Below are 23,412 nucleotides of genomic sequence, written 5' to 3'. Positions count from 1 at the left end.
GGCTAACTCTCTTCTCTCTCGTCTGACTCTGTACTTGGTGCCGCAGTATCTTCTGCGGCCGTGCCGGTCAACCCTGCGAGGGCTGCCCAGCGAGGATCCACTGCTTCATGGTGGTGACCCGGATCCTCCTCTAGGCGCGCTCCGCATTCGGAGCAAAGGCCTGGGCAGTCTTCCCGGCACACCGGCTGGAACGGCATGGTAAGAACCACGGCGTCCCGCAATACCGGCTCAAGATCGATGACATCTCGCTCGATCCGGCGTTGCTCTTCTTCCTCGTCTTCTTCGAAGGACTCAGCGTCCTCGTAGTAGAAGAGTTCCTGCACATCGACTTCTTGGTCGTACGCGAGTGGCTTCAGGCACCTGCCGCATTCGCCCCTTACGGGAGCGATGACTACGCCGGATACCAGAATCCCTTCGTGCACGGCCTCCAACCTCAAGTCAACCTCGAGCTCGGATCCTTCCGGAACGCCGATAAGCGCAACACCGAAGTCTTTCGGTGCCGGTACATGTTCATGCAAGGTCCGCATCGTTCCCGGGCTGCGCCCGAGGTCCCTGACGTTGATTGCCAGGGGTGTATTCGGATTGGACCGCGAAAATTCGCTAATGAGAACTCCTGTAGAACATAGACCGACATATCATCTTAGCCTGACTTGCCGGAATCTCTCAAACTGCGGCTGCGCTGCAGCCACGGAGCCCGCGCATGCACGGAACTCCGAGGTCCAGTTTACCCGCCTGCGGGCCAAGAGCTAATCGGCGGCAAGCAGGCGCTTGAGCACGGCTGCCGGGACAAATCCGCTGATGTCTCCGCCCAGGGCGGCGACCTCCTTGATCAGGGAGGAGGAGAGGTGGGTATAGCTTCCCTCGGCGGGCAGGAAGACGGTTTCGACGCCGGTGAGGTGCCGGTTCATCACGGCCATCGGCAGTTCGTACTGGTAGTCCTGGACGGACCGCAGGCCCTTCACAATGGCGCCGGCACCGTGCTCGCGGCAGAACTCCGCCAGCAGCCCCTCCCCCATGGGAACCACGGATACCCCGCGCAGCGAGCCCAGTGCCTCGGCCGCCAGTTCCAGGCGCTGCCCGGCCGGGAAACGGTACTTCTTCGCATAGTTGGTGGACACCGCCACAATGACCTCGTCAAAGAGGCTTGCCGCGCGGGCAATGACCTCAATATGGCCGTTGTGGATAGGGTCAAAGGAACCTGGGCATACAGCGCGTCGCATAAGTCGAATCTACCGGGTCCGGCAGGGTAATACTGGAAGAATGAGTTTCTCCACCCCCGCGTCCCTGCTCCGCTCCCGGCAGGCAGCCGGCCCCGCGCCCTGGCAGCGCACCGCCGCCGGCGCCAACCTGCTCGCAGCAGACGGCAACCTGGGCGTGACGATCTTCGAAGAAATTACCGCCACGGCCGGCCGGCACAACGCCATCAACCTCGGCCAGGGGTTCCCGGACGAGGACGGCCCGGCGGAAATGCTCGACGCCGCCCGCGCCGCCATTGCTTCCGGCGCCAACCAGTACGCGCCGGGCCAGGGACTGCCGGTGCTGCGCGAAGCCATCGCCGCCCACCAGGACCGCTTCTACTCCCTGGCCGTGGATCCCGGAACCGAGGTGATTGTCAGCACCGGAGCCACCGAGGCCATCGCATCGGCGCTGCTGGCGCTGGCCGGCCCGGGAGACGAAGTGCTGACCTTCGAGCCGTTCTACGATTCCTACGGTGCCGTGATCGGCCTCAGCGGCGCCACGCACACCACCGTTGCCCTGCAGGCCCCGCATTTCCTGCCCGACGACGGCGCGCTGGAGGCCGCGTTCAGCGAGCGCACCAGGGTGGTGCTGGTGAACAACCCGCACAACCCCACCGGGACCGTCCTGCCGCGCGAAGTGCTCCAGCAGGTCGTGGACCTGGCGGCGCGGTACAACGCCGTGATCGTCACCGATGAAGTGTATGAACACCTCACCTTCGGGCCGCAGCACATCCCCGTCGCCACCCTGCCGGGGGCGGCCGAGCGGACACTGACCATTTCCTCCGCCGGCAAGACGTTCTCCGTGACGGGCTGGAAGATCGGCTGGCTCACCGGCCCGGCACCGCTGGTGTCCGCGGTCCGGACGGTCAAGACCTTCCTGAGCTACACCTCCGGCACCCCGTTCCAGTACGCCGTTGCGGTTGGCCTGGGCCTGCCCGATGCCTACTTCACGGAGGCCGCGGCTACCCTGAAAGCCAAACGCGACCTCCTCGGCGAGGGGCTGCGCGCAGCGGGCATGACCGTCCTGCCTTCCTCCGGAACCTACTTCCTCACCGCGGATACCTCCGCCCTGGGCATCACGGACGCCACCGCGCTTGCCCGCCGGCTCCCGGAGCTGATCGGTGTGGCGGCCATCCCGGTGGCAGTGTTCTGCCACGCGGACGGCGCGCAGCGCACACGCTCACTGCTGCGCTTCGCGTTCTGCAAAAAGTTCGAGGTCCTGGAGCAGGCATCAGAACGCCTGGCCGGGCTGGGCGGTGCCCTGTGAACGCCTCACGGCTGCTGCGCGGCATCGGAGCCCACGCCACCATCACGGAAGACGGCTTCACGCCGGGCGCCTATGTGCTGAGCATCGGCGGGGCGGAACAGTCCCACGTAGACCTGGCCCGGCCCGGGGAGATCTTCTATGAATACCTGCGCCGCATGGGCAACGTCCTGGACCTGGTTCGGCCCGCCGGGGAGCCGGTGCGCGCCCTGCATCTGGGTGCCGGCGCCCTGACCCTTGCCCGATACCTGCAGGCCACCCGTCCCGGTTCCCGGCAGGCCGCAGTGGAGCTGGAACGGGAACTGCTGGACTTTGTCCTGGCCCACCTTCCGCTGCCGGAGGGAACGGATCTGCAGACGGTGATCGGTGATGCCCGTGAATCGCTGGACCGCTTTACCGGGCAGGAGTTCGACGCCGTTGTCCTGGACATCTTTGCCGGCGCCGATGCACCCGGGCACCTGACGACGTCGGACTTCTACGCGGAGCTGGCCGCCTTGCTCTCCCCCAACGGCGTGCTGCTGGTCAATGTGGGAGACGATCCGCCGCTGGCGTTCGCCCGCAGGCAGATCCGCGAACTGGCGGCAGCCCTGGAACGTGCCGGCCGCGGAGCGGTGGCCGCGCTGGGCCCGGCCGACATGTTTACCGGCCGTTACCCCGGCAACATCGTGCTGGCGGCAACCCCGTTCCCGTGGCCGGAGGAATGGACCCGGCAGCTACTGGCCGCCGGCCCGCATCCTGCTGCGGTGCTCACGGGCGAGGACCTGGACGTGTTTGCCTCGGGATCCTAGCGGGCGCGGCTAACCGGCCTGCTGCGCGGGCTCGGCGAACCACAGGGTGGTCTCGCCGTACTTACGCTCGCTGAAGCGTTCCAGCCCCGCCGGCCAGACCGGCTCATCGGAGCGGGTGGATCGTTCCAGCACCACGACGGCGCCCTCGGACAGGTGTTTCGCCAGCGGCGCCAGGACCGTTTCCAGTTCGGCCTCCGTCAGGGCGTAGGGGGGATCGATGAAGACCAGGTCCCACCGGACTTCTTCGGGCACACGCAGCAGGAATGTTTCCGCCTTGGCCCGGTGCACGTTCACCCGGTTGGAGCCCAGCAGCTTGTTGACCAGTTCTGCGTTGCGCCGGCAGGTGGCCGCGGCCTTGTCTGCAAGCTCCACCAGGTCCACGGCCTCGGCTCCGCGGCTGGCGCTTTCCACACCCAGTGCTCCCGAACCGGCGAACAGGTCCAGTACCCGGGCGCCCTGCAGCACCTCGTAGGATTCCAGGCGGGAGAACAGTGCTTCCTTGACCCGGTCCGTGGTGGGACGGGTTCCGTCGCCCGGAACGCTGAACAAGGTGGATCCGCCGGCGGTCCCGGCAATAATGCGGCTCATGCCTTCACTTTATCCGCGTTCCAGGAAGGCTTCGGCCTCGGGGTTCAGGTACGCCTCGATCGCCTCGTCCAGGGCCGGATACTCCCGCAGGTCCGGGTCCTCCGCAACCAGGGCGACGGCATCAGCCCGTGCCTTTTCGATGACCTTTTCGTCCTGCACCGCCCGCAGCAGCTTCAGTGTGGAGCGCCCGCCGGACTGGCTGGCACCCAGGATGTCGCCCTCGCGGCGCAGTTCCAGGTCCTTGCGGGAGAGCTCGAAGCCGTCGGTGGTCGCGGCAACCGCTTCCAGCCGTTCCCGGCTGGGATGGCCCGGTTCCAGGCTGGTGACCAGCAGGCAGGTGCCGGGCAACCCGCCGCGGCCCACCCGGCCGCGCAGCTGGTGCAGCTGGGAGATGCCGAACCGGTCCGCATCCATGATCACCATGAGGGAGGCGTTGGGAACGTCCACGCCCACCTCGATGACGGTGGTGGAGACCAGCACGTCCACGTCACCGTCATTGAAGGCCGCCATCGCTTCGTGTTTCTCCGCCGGGTCCAGCCGGCCGTGCAGCGCCGCCACTGTTTTTCCGGCGAGGGCGGGGACCGTGGCCAGGTACTCCGTCATTTCCGTGACGGAGGCCAACTGCTGCTTCGGCGCCCGTTCGCCGCCGGCCGGCGATTCGGCAGGGTCAAAGAGCGCCAGCTCGCTGCCCGGCTCTTCTTCCTTGTCTCCGATCTTGGGGCACACAACGTAGACCTGGCGCCCGGCGTCGATTTCTTCCCGTGCGCGGGCCCAGATCCGCTGCTCCCACTGCGGCTTTTCGGCCAGCGGAGAGACGAACGTGGAAATCGGTGCCCGCCCGGCCGGCAGTTCGGTCAGCGTGGACACCTCAAGGTCGCCGAACACAGTCATGGCGACGGTGCGCGGAATAGGGGTTGCCGTCATCACCAGCAGGTGCGGGGTGCTGTGCCCCTTGGTGCGCAGCACGTCCCGCTGCTCCACGCCGAACCGGTGCTGTTCATCCACCACCACCAGGCCGAGGTCGGCGAAGGAGACGTGCTCCGAGAGCAGCGCGTGGGTGCCGATGATGATTCCCGCGGCTCCGCTGGCCGCATCCAGCAGTGCCGCCCGGCGTGCCGCAGTGTTCATGGAACCGGTCAGCAGGGTCACCCGGGTGCCGTCCGGATCACCGTCCAACTGTCCGCCACGGCCCAGCGGGCCAAGCATGGCGGTAATAGATTCGTAGTGCTGGGCTGCCAGTACCTCCGTGGGGGCGAGCAGGGCGGCCTGCCCTCCGGCGTCGATCACCTGCAGCATGGCCCGCAGCGCCACCAGGGTCTTGCCCGACCCCACTTCGCCCTGCAGCAGCCGGTTCATCGGGTGGTCTCCGGCCAGTTCCCGGGAAAGGTCCCGGCCGATTTCGGCCTGCCCGTTGGTGAGCGTGAAGGGCAGGGAGGCATCAAACCGGTCCAGCAGGCCGCCGGGCACGGCAGGGCGGGCCGTGGCTTCTTCCTCAGCGGTCAGCGCCCGACGGCGGGCCAGCGCGGTCTGCAGCACCAGGGCTTCCTGGTAGCGGAACCGGTGCCGTGCGGCGTAGGCCTCTTCCATGGTGGCGGGGCGGTGGATCCGGTTATACGCCTCTACCAGGCCGGGAAAACGTTCCCGGCTCCGGATTGCGGCGGGGAGCGGATCGCGCAGCCGGTCCGTCTCCATGGTGTCCAGGAGCATGGCCACGGACTTGGCAATCTGCGGGCTGGCGAGTTTGGCTGTGGCCGGGTACACGGGAATGGGGCGTTTGAGCTCTTCCTCGTCCACGGTGTCTTCATCCAGCAGGACATAGCTGGGGTTGGTGAGCTGCAGCTGGCCCTTGTAGGCGCCCACTTTGCCGGAGAACATCGCCCGGGTGCCTACGGCCAGCTCCTTGGATGCGTTGAATCCGTTGAAGAACGTCAGGTGCAGCTGGCCGAGGCTGCCGTCGGTGTCATCGGTGACCACCACCTCCACGATCATTCCCTTGCGGGCGCGCATCTGCCGCCGGTTGTTGCTCTGCACCCGGGCTATCAGGGTGACATCTTCGTCGAAGGGTATTTCGGCAATGGGCGTGAGCTCCCCGCGTTCGAGGTAGCGCCGGGGGAAGTGGTGCAGCAGGTCGCCGACCGTCTTGAGGCCCAGCTGCTTGTCCAGCTTCGTCGCGGACGGCTTGCCGATGCGGCGGTCGAGCGGGAAATCCAGTTCTGCGGGAAGCCTAGAGTCCATGCGCCCCGGGGATTTCCTGGTTCTCGGGGATCTCCTTGGTTTCGTGTCCGTCCGCGGAGAGCTCCGTGATGGTCAGGTTCATCGGCTCGCCCAGCCCGCGCAGCAGCTCTATGGCGGCGCCGGCCTCCGGGGTGTGCACGTGCACCCGCCAGCGGTAACCGTCCGCAACGGGGCTGACGGCGCTCATGATCACCGAGTCGCCCAGCTCATCGAGCTGCAGCCGCAGGGTGGCGGCGTCCAGCGGACTGAGATTGATGGTGCACATAACTTCGACGCCCTCCATCCGGGGCATATGCGCGTGGATGTGCGGATCCTGGACATCGTAGCCGTGCAGGCCGTCCAGCAGTTCCTCCTGCAGCTCCTCGCCCAGGGCTGCGGCGCGGAGCGCGTCAAGCACCAGCAGGAAGCCGACGCCGCCGGCATCCACCACCCGGGCTTCCGCCAACGCGTCCAGCTGGTTTTCGGTGTGGACGACGGCGGCAAGGGCAGCGTCCAGCATGGCCCGCAGAGTCACTGCCAGGCCTACGTTGCTGTCATCGCCGGTGACGGCGGCTTCACTGTCCGAGGCAGCATGGGCTGCCGCTTCCAGGACCGAGAGCATGGTGCCCGGGACGGGATCGCTGAGCACCGACCAGGACCGGAGCTGGGCGCGCTGCAAAGCAGAGGCGAGCAGCGGGGCGGACAACCGGACGGCGCCGGCCAGGGGTTCGGCCATGGACGTGAGGAAGACCGAAAACAGGGTGCCGGAGTTGCCGCGGGCATCTTCCATGGCGGCGCGGCCTGCGGTTCCCAGCAGTTCGCCGATGTCGGCTGTATCGGTTTCGGCAGCTGCCTTGGCGGCGGCGCAAAGTGTCAGGTACAGGTTGGTGCCGGTGTCGCCGTCGGCCACCGGAAAAATGTTGATGGCATTGAGGCGGTCGCTGTGGTTGCCAAGGGACACCTCTGCGTTGCTCAACCATCGCTTCAGCGCTTGCGCGTTGGCGGTGATCTTAGTCTGCAAAGTAGTCCCGTTTCCTGCTTGTGCCACTCATCTGGGGCCCGTCCCGTCCGGTCTTCGCCGTCTTTGCCGCTAACCGTTTATGTCATTAGGAAGCCTACCGCAGGGCGGTGACAGAACCGATAACAATTCACCCTTTCCCTGCGCCGGAGGCTCCCGGGTACCCGGCCATAGTGCCACCGTCCAGGGCTGCCCCTATTTCCGCGATGGCAGCGTAGTCAGGCAGCACAATGGACTGTCCGTCCGGTGAGGTGCCCACCCCTTCGTTAGGCAAGGTAAACATGTGCACATCCTCCGGCCCTACCTTGCGCAGGCTCACGCCCAGGCGCCCGGCTGCCACCGCGTCCAGGCCCTCGTCCACGCTGAGGTACGGCGACATTCCGCCCACGATCTCATTGACCTTCACCGGATTCAGCAGCGTCCCCCGGGCCATGATCCCGTTCAGGAGGCCCCGCACAAAAGCCTGCTGGTTGCGCACCCGCTGGTAGTCGCCGTCGGCAAAGGCATACCGTTCCCGTACGTACTTCAATGCGGACTCTCCCTGCACCCGGATGCTTCCGGCCGCAAAATACTCTGCGCCCGGTTCACGCGAGGTGAAGGCCGTATGGTTTTCCAGCGTGACACCGCCCAGCGAGTCCGTGAGCCCCTTGAATCCTTCGAAATCAATGACCACCACGTGGTCGATCGGGACGTCGAAAAGCTCCTGGACGGTTTCCACCGTGAGGGAAACACCGCCCAGCGCCATGGCTGCGTTGATCTTATTCGCGCCGTGGCCGGGTACGTCCACCCACGTGTCACGCATAATCGACATCACGTAGACACCGCTCCCGTCCGCCGGAATGTTCACCAGCATCATGGTGTCGGACCGTGCGTTGTCCGAGCCCGGGTCGCGGCTGTCGCTGCCGATCAACAGGAAATTCTGCGAATCCCCGGCAGCCGGGTCCTTCTGCGGGCTGCCGGCAGGCAGGGCACCGGTAAGCGTCTGCTTCCCCGAGTCGAAGGTCCGGGCCAGGTGCCACAGATAGCCGCCGGCCGCGAGGGCGGCAACCAGTACAACACTGAGCATCACGGTCAAAGCGGTGCGTACGGGATGCTTAGCGTCAGATTCGGGTGGTAGCCGGTGCTCGCTCACAGTCGTCCTCCGCTCGTCGGGGTTCGAAGTATATACATGGGCATCCCGGGACCGATTCCGGTCCCCCTCGGCGTGCCGGATACCCTTGATGCATGAAGTCCTACGCTTTGCCCGCGGTACTGCTGCTGGTGGCCGTCTCCGCCACGGCCTGCACTGCGACAGCCAATGTTGATGCCGCCCCGGATGCCGCCAATCCAGACTGCGCCGCCGTAATGGTGGCCCTGCCTGATGAAATGGCCGGCTACCGGCTGCGGGACACCGCCAGCCAGTCAACGGCGGCCTGGGGCGATCCGTCCAAGGCGATCCTCCGGTGCGGCGTGCCCGTGCCCGGGCCCACCACGGACCCGTGTGCCGAGGTCAACGGCGTGGACTGGGTGCTGCGCGAAAACGAAGACACCTGGACCGCCACAACATACGGCCGCGAACCGGCCGTGGAGGTGGTCTTTAACCCCAACGAAGTGGCTTCTTCCACCATCCTGGTCCAACTGCAGAACGCGGTATCGAAGATCGAGCCCACCTCGCAGTGCCTCAGCCCGGAGGACACCCTGGAACTGGACGGATAGCCTCCGGCTTAGTCGGCGCCGCTTCCCGCTGCCTGGACATAGTCCGCAACCGTATCCGAAGCCAAGGCGCCGGAGATACCGGCGAGCTGGCCGGGATCCGCGATCTGTACCGGCCCGCCGTCCGCCCCGGCACCGTTGCTGGTCCGCAGGGCGAACATGTGCACGTCCTGGGACCGCATGCTCCGCAGGCTCACTGCCATGCTTCCCAGCGTGCGGGAGTCCAGGCCTGCATCGACGCTGAGGAAAGGAGCAAAGTCGCTGATGGCGCCCCGCGCGGTCACGGCGTTGTTGAGCGGACCACGGGTCAGCATCCCGTCGACGATACCTGCAACAAATGCCTGCTGGTTCTTCACCTGCTGTATGTCGCCATCCGTGAAACCCTGACCGGTCCGGACGTAGTTGAGCGCAGCATCCCCTTCCAAGGTGATCGGTCCGGAGGGGAAATAGTCGCCGTTGGCTCCCCCGGAGGAGAATGCCGTGCCGTTGTTCACGGTGACTCCGCCGAGTGCGCTCGTGAGCCCCCGAAAGCCTTCGAAATCGATGATGGCTACATGGTCGATCGGGGTGTTGAACATATTCTGCACACTTGCCACGGTCAGGGGGACCCCGCCAAGCGACATGGCCGAATCGAGCCGGCGGGTGCCGTAGCCGGGCACGTCCACGGAAGTACCGGGCAGGATGGACAGTGCATAGACCCCGCTTCGGTCGCCGGGAAGGTGCAGGAGCATCATCATGTCCGGTGCCGCCTCGGCGCTGCCGGAATTGCCTGCTTCGCTGCCCATCAGCAGGATGTTCAGTGACTTTTCCGCGGCAGCAGGCCGCGGCGGTTTGTCCAAGGGGAGCGCCCCCACAATGGTGTTCCTGCCGCCGTCGAAGGCAGTTGCCAAGGACCAGAGGTAGCCGCCCAGGACCAGTGCCGCGGCCAGGACAACGCTGGCCACAAGCCACAGCCCGTTCCGCACGCGCCTAACGGCCACCCTCCGGCGGCCGTGTTCCTTGGATGGGGGTTCCTTGGATGGGGCAACTGGAGAGGGGTGCGTACGCATAGCCGGTCCTCGCATCAGGGTCCGTGGTCGGTCCTAGACATGCGAGTGTAGCCAGCACGGGGCACACGGGTCCTGAGAATAACCACGGAAGGCATACCCGAAAACTTGCGGACCCTACCCGGAGACAGGTCCCGGCCCGGCGAGGGCGGCCGCCTACCGCAGGCCGGTGGGCCGCTGCAGGGCCAGGGTGATCAGCTCGTCGATCAGCTCGGTGTACGGCAAACCGGATTTGGCCCACATCTGCGGGTACATGCTGACCGGTGTGAAGCCGGGCATGGTGTTGATCTCGTTGATGGTCAACTTGCCGTCCTGCGTGTAGAAGAAATCCACCCGGGACAGGCCCTCGCCGCCGACAGCTTCGAAGGCGGCCCCGGCCAGGTCACGCACCCGGGCGCAAATGTCCGCCGGAAGGTCCGCCGGGCAGCTGAGGTCGACGGCGGCACCGTCAACATACTTCGCCTCGAAGTCGTACCATTCGTGGCCGCCGTCGCGCACCGCGATCTCGCCCGGCTGGCTGGTCCGCGGGTCCTGGGTCCCGCGGCCCTGCAGCACGGCCACTTCAATTTCCCGGCCGGTGATCCCGGCTTCGACAACCACTTTGGGGTCGTGCAGCCGGGCCGCTTCGATGGCGGCGGGCAGCTGCGCCGGATCGGTCACCCGGGTGATGCCCATGGAGGAACCGGCGCGGGCCGGTTTGACGAACAACGGGAAGTCGAGCGCACCGGCGCGGGCCAGGCAGGCCTGCGGGTCGCGCCGCCACTGCCTGTCGGTGATGACTTCGTAGGGGCCGACCTCGAGCCCGGCGGCCGCGAAAACCACCTTCATGTAGTGCTTGTCCATGCCCACGGCCGAAGCCAGGACGCCCGCGCCCACGTAGCGGACATCGGCCATTTCCAGCAGGCCCTGCAGGGTTCCGTCCTCACCAAATGGTCCGTGAAGCAGCGGCAGCACGACGTCGATGCGGCCCAAGCTGCGCGGCAGGCTGCCGGGCCCGTGCGCCACGAGTTCGCTGCTGCCGTCCTGTGAGGAAAGCACCACGGAGTCGTCGGAGACGGCCACCTCCGGCAGCGTGCTGGAGCGCAGCGACCAGGAGGCGGGATCTGCGTCAACCAGGCTCCATTGGCCGTTCTTGGCGATGCCGATAGGAACGACGTCGTACTTGGCCGTATCAATGGCCTGCAGCACTCCGGCAGCCGTTACGCAGCTGACGGCGTGCTCGCTGGATCGTCCGCCGAAGAGGACGGCCACCCGGGGGCGGGCGGCACGGCTGGGCTCTTCGGCAGTGGTGGGCAGGGGTTCAACAGTCACGGGGCGGACACACCTTCGGATTTCAATTCACGGGCCAGCAGCCGCGGGCCCAGTTCTTCCACAGTAATTACGCCCTGCAGTACGGCGACGACGTTTTCGGTGATGGGCATGTAGACGCCCAGCTGGGTGGCCCGGTCCAGGACGGCCTGGGCGGACTTGATGCCTTCGGCAGTCTGGGTCATGGAAGCGTTGACCTCGGCCAGGCTCAGGCCCTGCGCCAGCAGCGTTCCCGCGGTGTGGTTGCGCGAAAGGGGGGACGAGCAGGTGGCAATGAGGTCGCCCATGCCGGCCAGGCCGGCCATGGTCTCCGCGTTGCCGCCCAGGGCCAGGGCAAGACGCGTGGTCTCGGCCAGCCCGCGGGTCATCACCGAGGCCTTGGTATTGTCTCCCATGCCCTTGCCGTCGCAGATGCCCACGGCGAGGGCAATCACGTTCTTGACGATGCCGCCTATCTCGGTGCCCACCACATCGGCGTTGGTGTAAGGCCGGAAGTACGGCGCGGTACAGGCCTCTGCAATCCATGCAGCCGTATCAAGGTCGGTGCAGGCCACCACGGAGGCGGTGGGTTCCTGCCGGGCGATTTCCATGGCCAGGTTCGGCCCGGAAACCACCGCGATGCGCTCGGCGGGAACGCCCAGTTCCTCGGCAATCACTTGGCTCATCCGGGCGTCGGTACCGCGTTCCAGGCCCTTCATCAGGGACACCACCACCGCGTCGGCGGGCATGAGGGGCAAAACGTCCTGCAGCTGGGCGCGCAGCGACTGCGCGGGCACGGCCAGGACGACCAGTTCCGCTCCGGCAAGGACCTCGGCGAGATCTGTTGAAGCACGCAGGTTTTCGGGCAGGACGGTGTCTTTGAGGTACTGCGTATTGCGGTGCCTGCCGTTGATATCCTGGGCCACCTCGGCCCGGCGGGCCCAGAGGCGGACCTCGGTGCCGCGTCCGGCGCCGGAATCCGCGGCGATCTTGGCGAAGGCAGTGCCCCAGCTTCCGGCGCCCAGCACGGCGACGACGGCGGGGTGCTCACTTCTGGCGGTCACTGTCCAGCCTCTTTCGGTTTATCTGCTTCAAAGGAACGGCCAATCTGTTTCTGGCCCTTGGACACGGGATCCCAGCGTTCGGCGGGCGGCTGGGTCCCGCGCAGCTTGGCCACCATGTCGGTGAGATCGGACATGATCCGGTCAGTGGCGGCGTCGAGCACCGCCTTCGTGATGGGACGGCCCGCAAACTCCGAGAGGTCCACCGGTTTGCCCACTACCAGGTGCACCTCCTTGCGGGGAAACAGCGACGGACGCTTGGCATAGCGGGGCAGCAGGTCCTGCGAACCCCAGTGGGCAACCGGGATAACCGGGACCCCGGTCTGCAGGGCCAGCCGCGCCGCACCGGTCCGGCCCTTCATCGGCCACAGGTCCGGGTCACGGGTCAGTGTCCCCTCGGGATAAATCACCAGCGCACGCCCGGCCGCCAGGGCCTTCCCCGCAGCATTCAGGGACCCGGCTGCGCCGGTGGTCACGCGTTCCACCGGGACCTGGTTGCTGTACTTCAAGGCTGGGCCCAGGACGGGAGCCTTGAACAGCGAGGCCTTGGCCATGAAGTGCGGCGGGTGGCCCTGGTTGTACAGGAAATGCCCCACCACAACGGGATCGACTTCGGTCACGTGGTTCGGGCACACAATAAAGCCCGAATCCTGCGGCAGGTTCTCCGCCCCCTGCCAGTGCTTCTTCAGGAAGACATTGAACACGGGCCGCAGCGTCCCGGCCAGCAATGCGAAAACTACCCGTGACCTAGTCGATTCCTTCATGGCGTCAGGCTACCGGAGTCCGGCAGATACACCGGACGTGACGTCAAAGTCCGCCCCGAGGCCCTCGAGCTTGCCCTGGAAGTGCTCGTAGCCGCGGTTGATCAGCTCGATGCCGGTCACCCGGGAGGTGCCTTCTGCTGCCAGCGCGGCGATCAGGTGGCTGAAACCGCCGCGCAGGTCCGGAATGTCGATTTCTGCGCCGCGCAGCTGCACCGAGCCGGCGATAACTGCCGAGTGCAGGAAGTTGCGCTGGCCGAACCGGCACGGGACGCTGCCCAGGCATTCGCGGTGGACCTGGATGTTGGCGCCCATGCGAACCAGTGCATCGGTGAAACCGAAGCGGTTCTCATACACGGTTTCGTGCACAATCGAGACGCCCTCAGCCTGGGTCAGCGCAACTACGAGGGGCTGCTGCCAGTCCGTCATAAAGCCGGGGTGTACATCGGTTTCCAGCACCAGCGGGTTCAGGGCACCGCCGGGGTGATAGAAGCGGATGCCGCCGTCGTCGACGTCGAACGCGCCGCCGATCTTGCGGTAGGTGTTCAGGAAGGCGGTAAGGTCCTTCTGGTCCGCGCCTTCAACATAGATGTCGCCCTTGGTGACCAGGGCAGCGGAAGCCCAGGACGCCGCTTCGTTACGGTCCGGCAGCGCCCGGTGGTTGTACCCGGTCAGCTCGGTGACACCCTCGATGCGGATGACGCGGTCCGTCTGCACGGAAATGATGGCGCCCATTTTCTGCAGGATCGCGATCAGGTCCAGGATTTCCGGTTCCACGGCAGCGCCGCGCAGTTCGGTGATGCCCTCGGCCTTAACCGCGGTCAGCAGCACCTGCTCGGTGGCGCCGACGCTCGGGTACGGCAGTTCAAGCTTGGCACCGGTGAGGCCGCGCGGTGCGGAGATGGAAATGCCGCCGGGGCGCTTTTCCACCACGGCACCGAAGTTGCGCAGCATCTGCAGGTGGTAGTCGATCGGGCGGTCACCGATCTTGCAGCCGCCAAGGTCGGGAATGAAAGCCTCGCCAAGGCTGTGCATCAGGGGCCCGCACAGCAGGATCGGGATGCGCGAGTCCCCGGCATGGGCGTCAATGTCCTTGGACGCCGCCGTTTTCGCGTTCTTCGGATCCATCGTGAGGTCGCCGGTTACCGGGTCCTTGGTGACCTCTACGCCGTGCAGCTTCAGCAGGGAGGTGACAACCTCGACGTCCTTGATTTCCGGAACGTTGCGCAGCAGGGACGGGCCGTTGCCAAGCAGGGCCGCAACCATGGCTTTGGGGACCAGATTCTTCGCCCCGCGGACCGGTACCTTCCCCGATAGAGGAACACCGCCTCGGATGGTGAGAACGCTACCCATGAACACCTGATTTCTTAACTAGTTGGGCCCCAAAAGCAATAAGAGACTGCAACCAAGCATAGGAGGAAGCGTCTGCTTACTGAAATAACGCCGCCTTGCCATGGCCCCTCGTCGGGGTGATTCCCGACACGTTGCACCGCCCGGACAAACGGACAGGCCCCGCTTGGACGGGGCCTGTCAATGATATAGGGATTTGGTTAGGTGCACGAAACGCTGCCGGGGGCAAACCGGCGGCTGCCTGCCTCCTAAGGCAGGGCCGGGAGGGTGACGGGTTTGTAGGAAGGCCGCTGCGCTTCGAAACCGGTGATTTCCGACTCGTGGCGCAGGGTCAGCCCAATGTCATCCAGGCCCTCGAGCAGCCGCCAGCGTGTGTACTCGTCAATCTCGAAACCGGCGCTGACGCTGCCGCACAGGACCGTGCGGGCCTGCAGGTCCACCGTGACTTCCGTGCCGGGAGAGTCTTCCAGCACCTTCCAGATGAGCTCGATGTCGTCCTGGGCCACCTGGGCGGCCACCAGCCCCTGCTTGCCGGAGTTCCCGCGGAAGATGTCCGCGAAGCGGGAGGAAAGCACGGCCCGAAATCCGTAATCCTTCAACGCCCAGACGGCGTGTTCCCGCGAGGAACCGGTGCCGAAATCCGGCCCTGCCACCAGGACGGAGCCGCGACTGTACGGTTCCCGGTTGAGGATGAAGTCTTCGTTCTTGCGCCAGCCGGCGAACAGTGCGTCCTCGAATCCGGTCCGGGTGATCCGCTTCAGATAAACGGCTGGGATGATCTGGTCTGTGTCCACATCGCTTTGGCGCAGCGGAACACCGATGCCGGTGTGGGTGGTGATTTTTTCCATGGGGTCTCTCCTAGGCAGCAGCTGCGGCGTCGACGGCGGCACCCGGCAGCGGGTCCAGGTCCGAGGGTGAACTGAGGGTTCCGCGCACGGCGGTAGCGGCGGCCACCACCGGCGAGACCAGGTGGGTGCGTCCGCCCTTGCCCTGCCGCCCTTCGAAGTTGCGGTTGGACGTGGAGGCGCAGCGTTCCCCGGGTTCCAGCTGGTCCGGATTCATGCCCAGGCACATGGAGCAGCCGGCAAACCGCCATTCGGCGCCGAAGTCCTTGAAGACCCGGTCCAGCCCCTCGGCTTCGGCTTCCAGCCGCACGCGGGCAGAACCCGGCACCACCATCATCCGGACCGCCGGGTCCTTCTGCCGGCCGCGGATAATGTCGGCCGCAATGCGCAGGTCCTCGATGCGGCTGTTCGTGCAGGAGCCCAGGAACACCGTGTCCACCCGGATCTCCTTCATGGGTGTTCCGGGGGCCAGGTCCATGTAGGCCAGCGCGCGCTCTGCTGCCGCCCGGGCGTTCCCGTCGGTGAAGTGTGCGGGCGCCGGCACGGCATCCGAAAGCGACACACCCTGCCCCGGGTTGGTGCCCCAGGTGACGAAGGGCTCCAGCGTGTCGGCGTCCAGGAACACCTCGGCGTCGAACTGTGCGTCCTCGTCCGTGGCCAGGGACTTCCACTGCTCGACGGCGGCATCCCAGTCCCGCCCCTGCGGCGCGTGCGGGCGGCCCTTGAGGTAGGCGAAGGTGGTCTCGTCAGGGGCAACCATTCCGGCCCGCGCACCCGCCTCGATGGACATGTTGCAGATGGTCATCCGCGCTTCCATGGACAGGGAGCGGATGGCGGAACCCCGGTATTCCAGCACGTAGCCCTGTCCCCCTCCGGTGCCGATCTTGGCGATCACGGCCAGGATGATGTCCTTGGAGGTGACTCCCGGCCGCAGCGTGCCCTCGACATTGATGGCCATGGTCTTGAAAGGCTTGAGGGACAGTGTCTGGGTGGCCATCACGTGTTCCACCTCGGAGGTCCCGATGCCCATGGCCAGGGCGCCGAAGGCACCGTGGGTAGAGGTGTGCGAGTCGCCGCACACAACGGTCAGGCCGGGCTGGGTCAGTCCCAGCTGCGGTCCTACCACGTGGACAATGCCCTGCTCGGCATCCCCCAGCGAATGCAGCCGCACACCGAACTCGGCACAGTTGGCGCGCAGGGTTTCGATCTGGGTCCGGCTGACCGGGTCCGCAATCGGCCGGTCGATGGCCAGTGTGGGCGTGTTGTGGTCCTCCGTGGCAATGGTCAGGTCGGGGCGGCGCAGGCCGCGGCCCGCCAGCCGGAGGCCCTCGAAGGCCTGCGGGGAGGTCACCTCGTGGACGAGGTGCAGATCGATGTAGAGAAGGTCCGGAGCGCCGTCTTCGCCTTTGCGGACGACATGCTCGTCCCAGACTTTTTGTGCAAGCGTCCTGCCTGCCACATGCTCACCCATACCGATACCCCTTAACGATTCACTGCTGATGCCTTAAGGGAACCAGCACGCCGTACCGCCGCGCCAGCTTTTGGATTTGCATCTCAGATAGTGAGACGGCAGTATCAGTGCATGGACACAGCAAGCGGCGTAGGAGTCATCGATAAAGCGGCCATGGTGCTGGATGCACTGGAGGCCGGCCCCACCACGCTCGCGCAGCTGGTTTCGGCCACGGGACTGGCCCGGCCCACCGTTCACCGGCTGGCCCTGGCGCTGGTGCACCACCGCCTCGTGGGACGGGATATCCAGGGCCGTTTCGTCCTCGGCGGCCGTTTGGTGGAACTCGCGTCCGCAGCCGGAGAGGACCGGCTGATCGCCTCGGCCGGACCCGTGCTGCTGCAGCTGCGCGACATCACCGGCGAAAGCTCCCAGGTGTTCCGCCGACAGGGAGAATGGCGGGTCTGCGTCGCCTCCGCCGAACGGCCCATCGGGCTGCGGGACACCATCCCGGTAGGCACCCAGCTGTCCATGAAGGCCGGCTCCGCAGCCCAGTGCCTCCTTGCATGGGAGGACCATGACCGGCTGCTCGAGGGGCTGCACAGCGCACGGTTCACTCCCACCGTCCTGGCCGGCGTCCGACGCCGGGGCTGGGCCCAGAGCCTTGGCGAACGTGAACCCGGGGTCGCCTCGGTGTCCGCTCCGGTGCGCGGTCCGTCCGGCCGGGTGATTGCCGCCGTGTCTATTTCCGGGCCCATTGAACGGCTGACCCGCCAGCCCGGCCGAATCCACGCCGAAGTCGTTGCCAAGGCAGCCGCCCAGCTGACGGAAGCCCTGCGCAAGAACGCCGACTAAGCCTATATTGGGAGTCTCCGATGCACGGGAGGCATGATGAAGCGGATGCGCGTGCTCTGGAACATCGTCCGGGTCACCAACGCGGATTACATCATTTACGGCTTCCTCATCGTCCTGGGTGTGGCCACCCTGCTAATCCCGTTGTTCGAATCGGCCATTCCCGGGCTGGGAGACAGTCTCTGGTATCTCTTCGGATCCTTTACGACCATCGGATTCGGTGACTTTGTTGCCGTCACGCCCATGGGGCGGCTGATTACCGTGGTGGTGGCCCTGTACGGCATCCTGGTGGTCGCGCTGTTGACCGGCATCATTGTGGGGTTCTACAACGAACTCCTGCGGGTCCGTTCCCGGGATTCCTTGAACGGGCTGCTCGATGAGCTGGAACACCTGCCCGACCTGTCCCGGGAGGAGCTGCAGTCACTGTCGCAGCGCATACGGGAGCGCCATATCCTGCGCTAGCCGTCTAGCCCGTCGGCACGTCAGCCGGCGAAGTGGTCCCAGCCCGTGGCCGGTGGGACCTGTCCGCCAAAGGTAACGCCGGCGCCGTCGTGCACCTGCCCTATCCGCGCAAAGCCCTCCGGAAGGGCAGCATCCGGCGGGAAGGCGGCCAGCAGACCGTGGTCCTCTCCCCCGCCCAGGACCCACACGAGCGGATCGGCGCCCAGGCGTGCAGCTGCCGGGGCCAGGGACGCCGCCTTCGCTAGGAGGTATTCCGCGTCCAGGTCAATGCCCACGCCGGATGCCCGGGCAATGCGGCCCGCGTCGCGTACCAGCCCGTCGGAGACGTCCAGCATGGCCGTGGCGCCGGCACGGGACGCCTCGGGACCGGCACCGGCGCGCGGCGGCCGCGGACGAAGCTGGGCCATAGCCAACCCCGCCAGCTCCTGGTCGTCAGCCGCTTCGGGATCCGCCATGTCGACATTGCCCTCCAGTACAGCCAAGCCGGCTGCAGCCAGGCCCAAGGCACCGATGTGGGCCAGGACGTCCCCGGCGCGTGCACCCGAGCGCTGTACCGGCCGGCGGCCCTGCAGATCGCCGGTTACCGCCGCCGTCACCACTATCTGGTCCCCGCGGCCGAGGTCACCGCCCACCACTGAACACTGTTCGAAGGCCAGGGCCGCGATGCCGGCTGCGAGCCCCTCGGCCAGATCCTCGACCCAGGACACCTCCGTGGTGCCGGGCAGGGTGAGGCTGACGACGAGGGATGTGGGAACGGCTCCCATCGCGCGAATGTCGGAAACGTTCTGCGCCACGCATTTCCACCCAACGTCGAATCCGGTGGTCCGGTAGCCCGAAGGCCACAGCAGGCGGAAGTCCGCATCCTGGACCAGGGTGTCGATGGAAATGGCCGTCCGCCCGTCCGGCGACGCAATCACCGCTGCGTCATCGCCCGGACCCAGTAGTGCCGTGTCCGGCCCCAGCCGGGGGAAGATCCGGGCCAGGAGTGCCTTCTCGTCGAGCTGGTCCACGGTCAGGGCCTCGTTGGGCACAGTCTGTTCCTCGGTTTTCAGTGGGGGTATGGGGAAGGAGTGCGGATTCGAAATTATCACGCCGCCCCCGCTGCCCCTCGCCTCGTCCGGGGCTTAAATGCAAAACCGGCCCCGGACATATTGTCCGGAGCCGGTTACTGGTGACCCCAGCGGGATTCGAACCCGCGTTATCGCCGTGAGAGGGCGACGTACTAGGCCGCTATACGATGGGGCCGTGTACAGTGCCGCAAGCATGGATCTAGCCGTTGGTTACAACGGGTGGATTAGCCTGCGCACTTCCTTTGCCGGTTTCGAAGAACCGGCTGAAAGAGTATTTCATACTCTTTCAGTGGAGACCAACCGGCAGATGCCTTGTTGGTTACCGCTGGGATACCAGGACTCGAACCTAGAATGTCGGTACCAGAAACCGATGTGTTGCCAATTACACCATATCCCACTGTGCTTCAGGCGACGCGTTTGGCCGGTTTCCCTGCCGCGTTCCTTTGGGCTTCAACCCCTCAGCACGAGTTATTACTATACACGGGTTCCGGAGCAAGTACAAAACGGGCTCTTTCACCCCTCTCCGGCTGCTGTCAGAGCAGGCCCAGCAGCTCTGCCAGCGAACCGATGGTGTGCACGTCTGCCGGCACGGGCATGCTGTCTTCACGGACCGGTGACGGGTTGTCCGTGCGGTCCAGCCATACCCCCAGCAGCCCGGCAGCGACAGCTCCTGCCGCGTCCACCCGGAGGTTGTCCCCCACATAGGCGGTGCGCTCAGGCGCGGCGCCCAGGAGATGGACACCCTCATGGAAAATGATCGGGTCCGGCTTGGAGACGCCTACTGTGTCTATGCCCACCAGGACCTTGATGCGCTCCAGTCCGGCGGCGTCGAGCTTGGCCCGCTGGTAGTCGTGGACATTGTTGCTCACCGCCCCGTAGGAAATCCCGCGGGCGTCCAGCGCATCCAGGAGGGGCACGACGTCGTCGAACGCCCGGAAGTAGCGCGGCAGGGCCTGCTCGTAGGCGTCGTTCCAGGCGCGGGCGGCGTCGCTGTCCAGCGGCGCCAGGCCCGCCTGCTCGCGAGCGTGCTGCAGGCGCAGCACCCGCTGATCGGCAAAGTCCAGCCGTCCCGCAAGATAGGACTCGTAGTGGCCCTGCGGGTCGGCGGCGAACAGGGCGGTATACGCGTCCCAGTCCGCCGCCGTGAAATGGGTCAGATCCGCGGCCCCTACTGCCTGCAGAGTACTGCCCATGGCAGCCTGCAGGTCCACCAATGTTTCATCGATGTCGAACAGCACCGCATCAATGGACCTGCCCATCAGGTGCTCCTACGCGGCGTCGCGGAAGGCGCGGATGCGCGCGAGCGAGGAATCGCGGCCAAGGATGACCATCGACTCGAACAGCGGCGGCGAGATCCGTCGGCCGGAAACAGCGGTACGCACGGGGCCGAAGGCCAGGCGCGGCTTGATGCCCATGTCCTCCACGAGGGCCTGGCGCAGCGCCGCCTGGATGTTCTCGGCAGTCCAGTCCGTGACCGGTTCCAGTGCACCCAGCGCTGCATCGAGCACTTCGGCCAGGTTCGCCGGCAGTCCCTTGCGTGCGTCATCGGCAACGTCCACGGCGTCGTCGGCCTTGAACAGGAAGCCGAGCATATCCGGGGCCTCGCCGAGCAGGGTGATGCGTTCCTGCACCAGCGGGGCTGCTTCGGTGAGGATCTGCTCTTCACGGCCGGTGAGGGTCTCCCCCACCAAGCCGGCGTGCTGCAGGTACGGGACCAGGCGGTTGCGGAAGTCAGTGGGTTCGAGCATCCGCACGTGGGTACCGTTGATGGCTTCGGCCTTCTTCAGGTCGAACCGCGCCGGGTTGGCGAGCACGTTGTGGATGTCGAAGTTCTCCACCAGCTGCTCAACGCTGAAGATATCCTCGTCAGCCGAGAGCGACCAGCCCAGCAGGGACAGGTAGTTCAGCAGGCCTTCCGGAATGAAGCCGCGCTCCCGGTGCAGGAAGAGGCTGGATTCGGGATCGCGCTTGGAGAGCTTCTTGTTGCCGGCGCCCATGACGTACGGCAGATGGCCGAACAGCGGCATGTACTTCGCCACTCCGACGTCGATCAATGCACGGTACAGCGCAACCTGGCGCGGGGTGGAGGAGAGCAGGTCCTCGCCGCGCAGCACGTGGGTGATGCCCATCAGGGCGTCGTCCACGGGGTTCACCAGTGTGTACAGCGGGGCGCCGTTGGCGCGGACCACCACGAAGTCGGGAACGGTGCCGGCCTTGAACGTGATCTCACCGCGGACCAGGTCGGTGAACGTGATGTCTTCATCGGGCATCCGGACGCGGAGCACAGGCGAGCGTCCTTCGGCCTTGAAGGCTTCGATCTGCTCCGGGGTCAGGTCCCGGTCATAGTTGTCATAGCCGAGCTTGATGTCGCGGCCTGCAGCGCGGTGGCGGGCTTCGATCTCTTCGGGAGTGGAGTAGGACTCATAGAGGTAGCCGGCGTCGCGCAGCTTGGCGATGACGTCCTGGTAGATCTCTCCGCGCTGGGACTGCCGGTACGGCTCATGCGGACCCCCCACGTTGACGCCTTCGTCCCAGGTGATGCCCAGCCAGTCCAGCGCGCCGAGCAGCTGCAGGAAGCTTTCCTCGCTGTCGCGGGCCGTATCGGTGTCCTCGATGCGGAACACCATGGTGCCCTTGGTGTGCTTGGCATAGGCCCAGTTGAACAGGGCTGTCCGAATCAGGCCCACGTGCGGGGTGCCGGTGGGAGACGGGCAGAACCGCACGCGCACGGGCGTGTCATCGGTAACGGTGGGCAGGTCAGCTAAGGGAGTGGGCGCATTAGTCATGATGCTTCCCAGTTTAGTCGCTTCTGCCCCGCAGGGCCCTCACCGGGCATGTGAGAGCAGCCAGAGGAACACTCCTCCCCCGGCAAGTGCGCCGGCAGCAGCAGCAGCGAGGCGCCGGAACCGGTCATTGTGGTGCGGCGCCGCTTCGCGGAAACGCAGGGCCACTGCGGTCCCCAGCCCGGCTGCCAGGACCACTGCGGCCGCCGGGCCGTAACCCCCCGGCAGCAACAGGTAGGCCTCCGCCGCGGTGATGACGACGCCGGCGCCCAGGGACACGTCCAGCCAGTCCCAGGATGCAAAGCAGTTCGCGATCATCAAGAGGACGGCGCAGGTGATCAGCCCGAAAGCGGCGGCGGACAGCGCCAACGGACCGTCCAGCCACAGAATTGCCCATTGCGTCATGCCTGCCAGTGCGGCCGCGCCCAGCACAGCGGGCGGCAGGGACGACGGCGGCAGCGGGCGCAGGTCGCCGCGGCGCCGCAGAGTGGCAATGAGTACGGCGGGAAACACACCCAGCAGCAGTGCCGCTCCTACGCTCCACGGCCATGCGGCAGCCGGTGCGAAGCTGAGGAACGGGGCAATCAGGAGGACGGCGGACCATAGTGCCGCCGGCACGGCGAACGTGCCGTGGCCTTCCTGCCTGACCGCCCCGGAGGACATCAGCTGCGGACGGTGTTAACCAGGCGGCCGATGCCCTCGATGTCGACCTCGAAGCGCTGGCCGTCGGTAATGATGCCTACTCCTGCAGGGGTTCCGGTGAGGATGACGTCGCCCGGCAAGAGGGTAAAGGCCTGGGACACGTAGGACACCAGTTCCTTGACACCCCAGATCATGGAGCTCGTGTTGCCGTCCTGAACAAGCTCGCCGTTCAGGAAACCGCGCACGTCGGTGCTTTCCGGGTCCAGTTCGGTTTCAATCCACGGGCCCAGAGGGCAGGAGGTGTCAAAGCCCTTGGCCCGCGCCCACTGGTCATCGGTACGCTGCACGTCGCGGGCAGTGAGGTCGTTGGCGCAGGTGTACCCGAAGATCACTTCGTCCACCCGTTCGATGGGGACGTCCTTGCAGATGCGGCCGATAACGACGGCGAGCTCCGCCTCGTATGAGACCTCGTCCGAGAAGGATGGCAGCACCACGGGATCATTGGGGCCGATGACCGAGGTGTTGGGCTTGAGGAACATCAGCGGTGCCGCCGGCACCTCGTTGCCCATCTCGCTGGCGTGGTCCGCGTAATTGCGGCCGATGCCCACTACCTTGCTGCGCGGGATAATCGGCGCCAGCAGCCGAACGTCTTCGAGCTTGTGCCGCTCCCCCGTGAGCTGGATCCCCGAAAAGAACGGGTCTCCCTTGATGACGGCAATTTCTTCGCTGCCTTCTTCTCCGCCGACCACGCCGAACGCCGGGTCGCTGTCCTGTACAAATCGAGCAATACGCATGGATACAAGCCTAGTGGAGAATCAGCCCATGCCGGCATGGGCACCCCTGCAGCAGTGCCCCTGTAGGCCGCAACCAGGGTTGTCGGGTTAAACAGGTGAGGCCCGTACCAACACTGGTACGGGCCTCACCCCACAATTTGTCCGGCGGTGACCTACTCTCCCACACCCTCCCGGATGCAGTACCATCGGCGCTGTGGGTCTTAGCTTCCG

General features: G+C 66.1%; 23 protein-coding genes, 2 tRNA genes and 1 rRNA gene. 5 read left to right on the top strand and 21 right to left on the bottom strand.

What is annotated here, in order from left to right; translation table 11 throughout:
- Positions 1–2: 2 nt before the first annotated feature.
- Complete coding sequence (locus LOC57_RS06455) at positions 3–569, bottom strand: YceD family protein (RefSeq protein WP_227911744.1); 567 nt, start codon at positions 567–569, stop codon at positions 3–5.
- 177 nt (positions 570–746) lie between these two features.
- Positions 747–1,220 (bottom strand): pantetheine-phosphate adenylyltransferase, encoded by a 474-nt coding sequence (coaD, locus tag LOC57_RS06450; RefSeq protein ID WP_227911722.1) that lies wholly within the window; start codon positions 1,218–1,220, stop codon positions 747–749.
- Positions 1,221–1,260: 40 nt separating this feature from the next.
- Here coaD and LOC57_RS06445 point away from each other — a divergent pair, with 40 nt between their 5' ends.
- Positions 1,261–2,505 (top strand): aminotransferase class I/II-fold pyridoxal phosphate-dependent enzyme, encoded by a 1,245-nt coding sequence (locus LOC57_RS06445; protein WP_229958786.1) that lies wholly within the window; start codon positions 1,261–1,263, stop codon positions 2,503–2,505.
- Positions 2,502–3,290 carry a spermidine synthase gene (locus LOC57_RS06440; protein WP_229958784.1) on the top strand — a complete coding sequence of 263 codons (789 nt, stop codon included), beginning with the start codon at positions 2,502–2,504 and terminating at the stop codon, positions 3,288–3,290. The genes LOC57_RS06445 and LOC57_RS06440 overlap by 4 nt, the downstream gene beginning before the upstream one ends.
- A gap of 9 nt (positions 3,291–3,299) precedes the next feature.
- Here LOC57_RS06440 and rsmD read toward each other — a convergent pair whose 3' ends face one another.
- From rsmD to LOC57_RS06420, 4 genes are all read right to left on the bottom strand, one after another.
- The gene (rsmD, locus tag LOC57_RS06435) at positions 3,300–3,878 is read right to left on the bottom strand and encodes a 16S rRNA (guanine(966)-N(2))-methyltransferase RsmD (protein WP_227911725.1); all 579 of its coding nucleotides are present in this window, start codon (positions 3,876–3,878) and stop codon (positions 3,300–3,302) included.
- Positions 3,879–3,887: 9 nt separating this feature from the next.
- Positions 3,888–6,113: an ATP-dependent DNA helicase RecG gene (locus tag LOC57_RS06430; RefSeq protein WP_229958782.1), complete on the bottom strand. Its 2,226-nt coding sequence runs from the start codon at positions 6,111–6,113 to the stop codon at positions 3,888–3,890.
- Positions 6,103–7,080, bottom strand: a complete 978-nt coding sequence (locus LOC57_RS06425; RefSeq protein WP_229958835.1) for a DAK2 domain-containing protein — start codon at positions 7,078–7,080, stop codon at positions 6,103–6,105. Before LOC57_RS06425 ends, LOC57_RS06430 begins: the two co-directional genes overlap by 11 nt.
- Positions 7,081–7,240: 160 nt before the next feature.
- Entirely contained in the window at positions 7,241–8,242 is a 1,002-nt protein-coding gene (locus LOC57_RS06420) for an LCP family protein (RefSeq protein WP_229958780.1), read from the bottom strand.
- Positions 8,243–8,334: 92 nt separating this feature from the next.
- On the opposite strand from LOC57_RS06420, the gene LOC57_RS06415 reads away from it, so the two are divergent.
- Positions 8,335–8,805: a DUF3515 domain-containing protein gene (locus tag LOC57_RS06415; protein WP_227911728.1), complete on the top strand. Its 471-nt coding sequence runs from the start codon at positions 8,335–8,337 to the stop codon at positions 8,803–8,805.
- Between the two features lie 8 nt (positions 8,806–8,813).
- Here the strand turns inward: LOC57_RS06415 and LOC57_RS06410 are convergent, their stop codons facing one another.
- From LOC57_RS06410 to leuC, 7 genes are all read right to left on the bottom strand, one after another.
- Positions 8,814–9,851: an LCP family protein gene (locus LOC57_RS06410; RefSeq protein ID WP_229958778.1), complete on the bottom strand. Its 1,038-nt coding sequence runs from the start codon at positions 9,849–9,851 to the stop codon at positions 8,814–8,816.
- 153 nt (positions 9,852–10,004) lie between these two features.
- Positions 10,005–11,144, bottom strand: a complete 1,140-nt coding sequence (locus tag LOC57_RS06405; protein WP_229958833.1) for a D-alanine--D-alanine ligase family protein — start codon at positions 11,142–11,144, stop codon at positions 10,005–10,007.
- 11 nt (positions 11,145–11,155) lie between these two features.
- Complete coding sequence (locus LOC57_RS06400) at positions 11,156–12,199, bottom strand: NAD(P)H-dependent glycerol-3-phosphate dehydrogenase (RefSeq protein WP_229958776.1); 1,044 nt, start codon at positions 12,197–12,199, stop codon at positions 11,156–11,158.
- The gene (locus tag LOC57_RS06395; protein WP_227926061.1) at positions 12,196–12,960 is read right to left on the bottom strand and encodes a lysophospholipid acyltransferase family protein; all 765 of its coding nucleotides are present in this window, start codon (positions 12,958–12,960) and stop codon (positions 12,196–12,198) included. The genes LOC57_RS06400 and LOC57_RS06395 overlap by 4 nt, the downstream gene beginning before the upstream one ends.
- A gap of 9 nt (positions 12,961–12,969) precedes the next feature.
- On the bottom strand, positions 12,970–14,310 hold the full coding sequence (gene murA, locus LOC57_RS06390) for a UDP-N-acetylglucosamine 1-carboxyvinyltransferase (protein WP_227911732.1): 1,341 nt from the start codon (positions 14,308–14,310) through the stop codon (positions 12,970–12,972).
- Between the two features lie 245 nt (positions 14,311–14,555).
- Complete coding sequence (gene leuD, locus LOC57_RS06385) at positions 14,556–15,155, bottom strand: 3-isopropylmalate dehydratase small subunit (RefSeq protein ID WP_227911733.1); 600 nt, start codon at positions 15,153–15,155, stop codon at positions 14,556–14,558.
- Positions 15,156–15,165: 10 nt separating this feature from the next.
- The gene (leuC, locus tag LOC57_RS06380) at positions 15,166–16,623 is read right to left on the bottom strand and encodes a 3-isopropylmalate dehydratase large subunit (protein ID WP_227911734.1); all 1,458 of its coding nucleotides are present in this window, start codon (positions 16,621–16,623) and stop codon (positions 15,166–15,168) included.
- Between the two features lie 111 nt (positions 16,624–16,734).
- On the opposite strand from leuC, the gene LOC57_RS06375 reads away from it, so the two are divergent.
- A complete protein-coding gene (locus LOC57_RS06375; RefSeq protein WP_229958774.1) occupies positions 16,735–17,454 on the top strand; it encodes an IclR family transcriptional regulator in 720 nt (239 codons plus the stop codon).
- Between the two features lie 33 nt (positions 17,455–17,487).
- On the top strand, positions 17,488–17,913 hold the full coding sequence (locus LOC57_RS06370; protein WP_227911736.1) for a potassium channel family protein: 426 nt from the start codon (positions 17,488–17,490) through the stop codon (positions 17,911–17,913).
- Positions 17,914–17,933: 20 nt separating this feature from the next.
- Here LOC57_RS06370 and thiL read toward each other — a convergent pair whose 3' ends face one another.
- From thiL to rrf, 8 genes are all read right to left on the bottom strand, one after another.
- On the bottom strand, positions 17,934–18,944 hold the full coding sequence (thiL, locus tag LOC57_RS06365; RefSeq protein WP_229958772.1) for a thiamine-phosphate kinase: 1,011 nt from the start codon (positions 18,942–18,944) through the stop codon (positions 17,934–17,936).
- A gap of 138 nt (positions 18,945–19,082) precedes the next feature.
- Positions 19,083–19,158: transfer RNA gene (locus tag LOC57_RS06360), tRNA-Glu, on the bottom strand.
- A 150-nt stretch (positions 19,159–19,308) separates the two neighbouring features.
- A tRNA-Gln gene (locus LOC57_RS06355) sits at positions 19,309–19,380 on the bottom strand.
- 136 nt (positions 19,381–19,516) lie between these two features.
- On the bottom strand, positions 19,517–20,242 hold the full coding sequence (locus LOC57_RS06350; RefSeq protein ID WP_227911738.1) for an HAD family hydrolase: 726 nt from the start codon (positions 20,240–20,242) through the stop codon (positions 19,517–19,519).
- A gap of 9 nt (positions 20,243–20,251) precedes the next feature.
- On the bottom strand, positions 20,252–21,769 hold the full coding sequence (gltX, locus tag LOC57_RS06345) for a glutamate--tRNA ligase (protein WP_229958770.1): 1,518 nt from the start codon (positions 21,767–21,769) through the stop codon (positions 20,252–20,254).
- Between the two features lie 39 nt (positions 21,770–21,808).
- Positions 21,809–22,429 carry a hypothetical protein gene (locus LOC57_RS06340; RefSeq protein WP_229958768.1) on the bottom strand — a complete coding sequence of 207 codons (621 nt, stop codon included), beginning with the start codon at positions 22,427–22,429 and terminating at the stop codon, positions 21,809–21,811.
- Positions 22,429–23,202, bottom strand: coding sequence for a fumarylacetoacetate hydrolase family protein (locus tag LOC57_RS06335; RefSeq protein ID WP_227911741.1), 774 nt, complete (start codon positions 23,200–23,202; stop codon positions 22,429–22,431). The genes LOC57_RS06340 and LOC57_RS06335 overlap by 1 nt, the downstream gene beginning before the upstream one ends.
- A gap of 139 nt (positions 23,203–23,341) precedes the next feature.
- A 5S ribosomal RNA gene (rrf, locus tag LOC57_RS16585) occupies positions 23,342–23,412 on the bottom strand; the annotation flags it as partial.

The sequence above is a fragment of the Arthrobacter sp. zg-Y750 genome (genome assembly GCF_020907365.1).
Lineage (GTDB): Bacteria > Actinomycetota > Actinomycetes > Actinomycetales > Micrococcaceae > Arthrobacter_B.
Note: the sequence above shows the minus strand (reverse complement) of the source record. Positions and strands in the feature narration are given on the sequence as shown.

Bases quoted from the DNA above. Each gene is read 5' to 3' on its own strand.
- coaD (WP_227911722.1), bottom strand. From the start codon at position 1,220: ATGCGACGCGCTGTATGCCCAGGTTCCTTTGACCCTATCCACAACGGC.
- LOC57_RS06445 (WP_229958786.1), top strand. From the start codon at position 1,261: ATGAGTTTCTCCACCCCCGCGTCCCTGCTCCGCTCCCGGCAGGCAGCC.
- rsmD (WP_227911725.1), bottom strand. From the start codon at position 3,878: ATGAGCCGCATTATTGCCGGGACCGCCGGCGGATCCACCTTGTTCAGC.
- LOC57_RS06430 (WP_229958782.1), bottom strand. From the start codon at position 6,113: ATGGACTCTAGGCTTCCCGCAGAACTGGATTTCCCGCTCGACCGCCGC.
- LOC57_RS06415 (WP_227911728.1), top strand. From the start codon at position 8,335: ATGAAGTCCTACGCTTTGCCCGCGGTACTGCTGCTGGTGGCCGTCTCC.
- LOC57_RS06410 (WP_229958778.1), bottom strand. From the start codon at position 9,851: ATGCGTACGCACCCCTCTCCAGTTGCCCCATCCAAGGAACCCCCATCC.
- LOC57_RS06395 (WP_227926061.1), bottom strand. From the start codon at position 12,960: ATGAAGGAATCGACTAGGTCACGGGTAGTTTTCGCATTGCTGGCCGGG.
- murA (WP_227911732.1), bottom strand. From the start codon at position 14,310: ATGGGTAGCGTTCTCACCATCCGAGGCGGTGTTCCTCTATCGGGGAAG.
- leuD (WP_227911733.1), bottom strand. From the start codon at position 15,155: ATGGAAAAAATCACCACCCACACCGGCATCGGTGTTCCGCTGCGCCAA.
- leuC (WP_227911734.1), bottom strand. From the start codon at position 16,623: ATGGGTGAGCATGTGGCAGGCAGGACGCTTGCACAAAAAGTCTGGGAC.
- LOC57_RS06375 (WP_229958774.1), top strand. From the start codon at position 16,735: ATGGACACAGCAAGCGGCGTAGGAGTCATCGATAAAGCGGCCATGGTG.
- LOC57_RS06370 (WP_227911736.1), top strand. From the start codon at position 17,488: ATGATGAAGCGGATGCGCGTGCTCTGGAACATCGTCCGGGTCACCAAC.
- LOC57_RS06350 (WP_227911738.1), bottom strand. From the start codon at position 20,242: ATGGGCAGGTCCATTGATGCGGTGCTGTTCGACATCGATGAAACATTG.
- gltX (WP_229958770.1), bottom strand. From the start codon at position 21,769: ATGACTAATGCGCCCACTCCCTTAGCTGACCTGCCCACCGTTACCGAT.
- LOC57_RS06340 (WP_229958768.1), bottom strand. From the start codon at position 22,429: ATGTCCTCCGGGGCGGTCAGGCAGGAAGGCCACGGCACGTTCGCCGTG.
- LOC57_RS06335 (WP_227911741.1), bottom strand. From the start codon at position 23,202: ATGCGTATTGCTCGATTTGTACAGGACAGCGACCCGGCGTTCGGCGTG.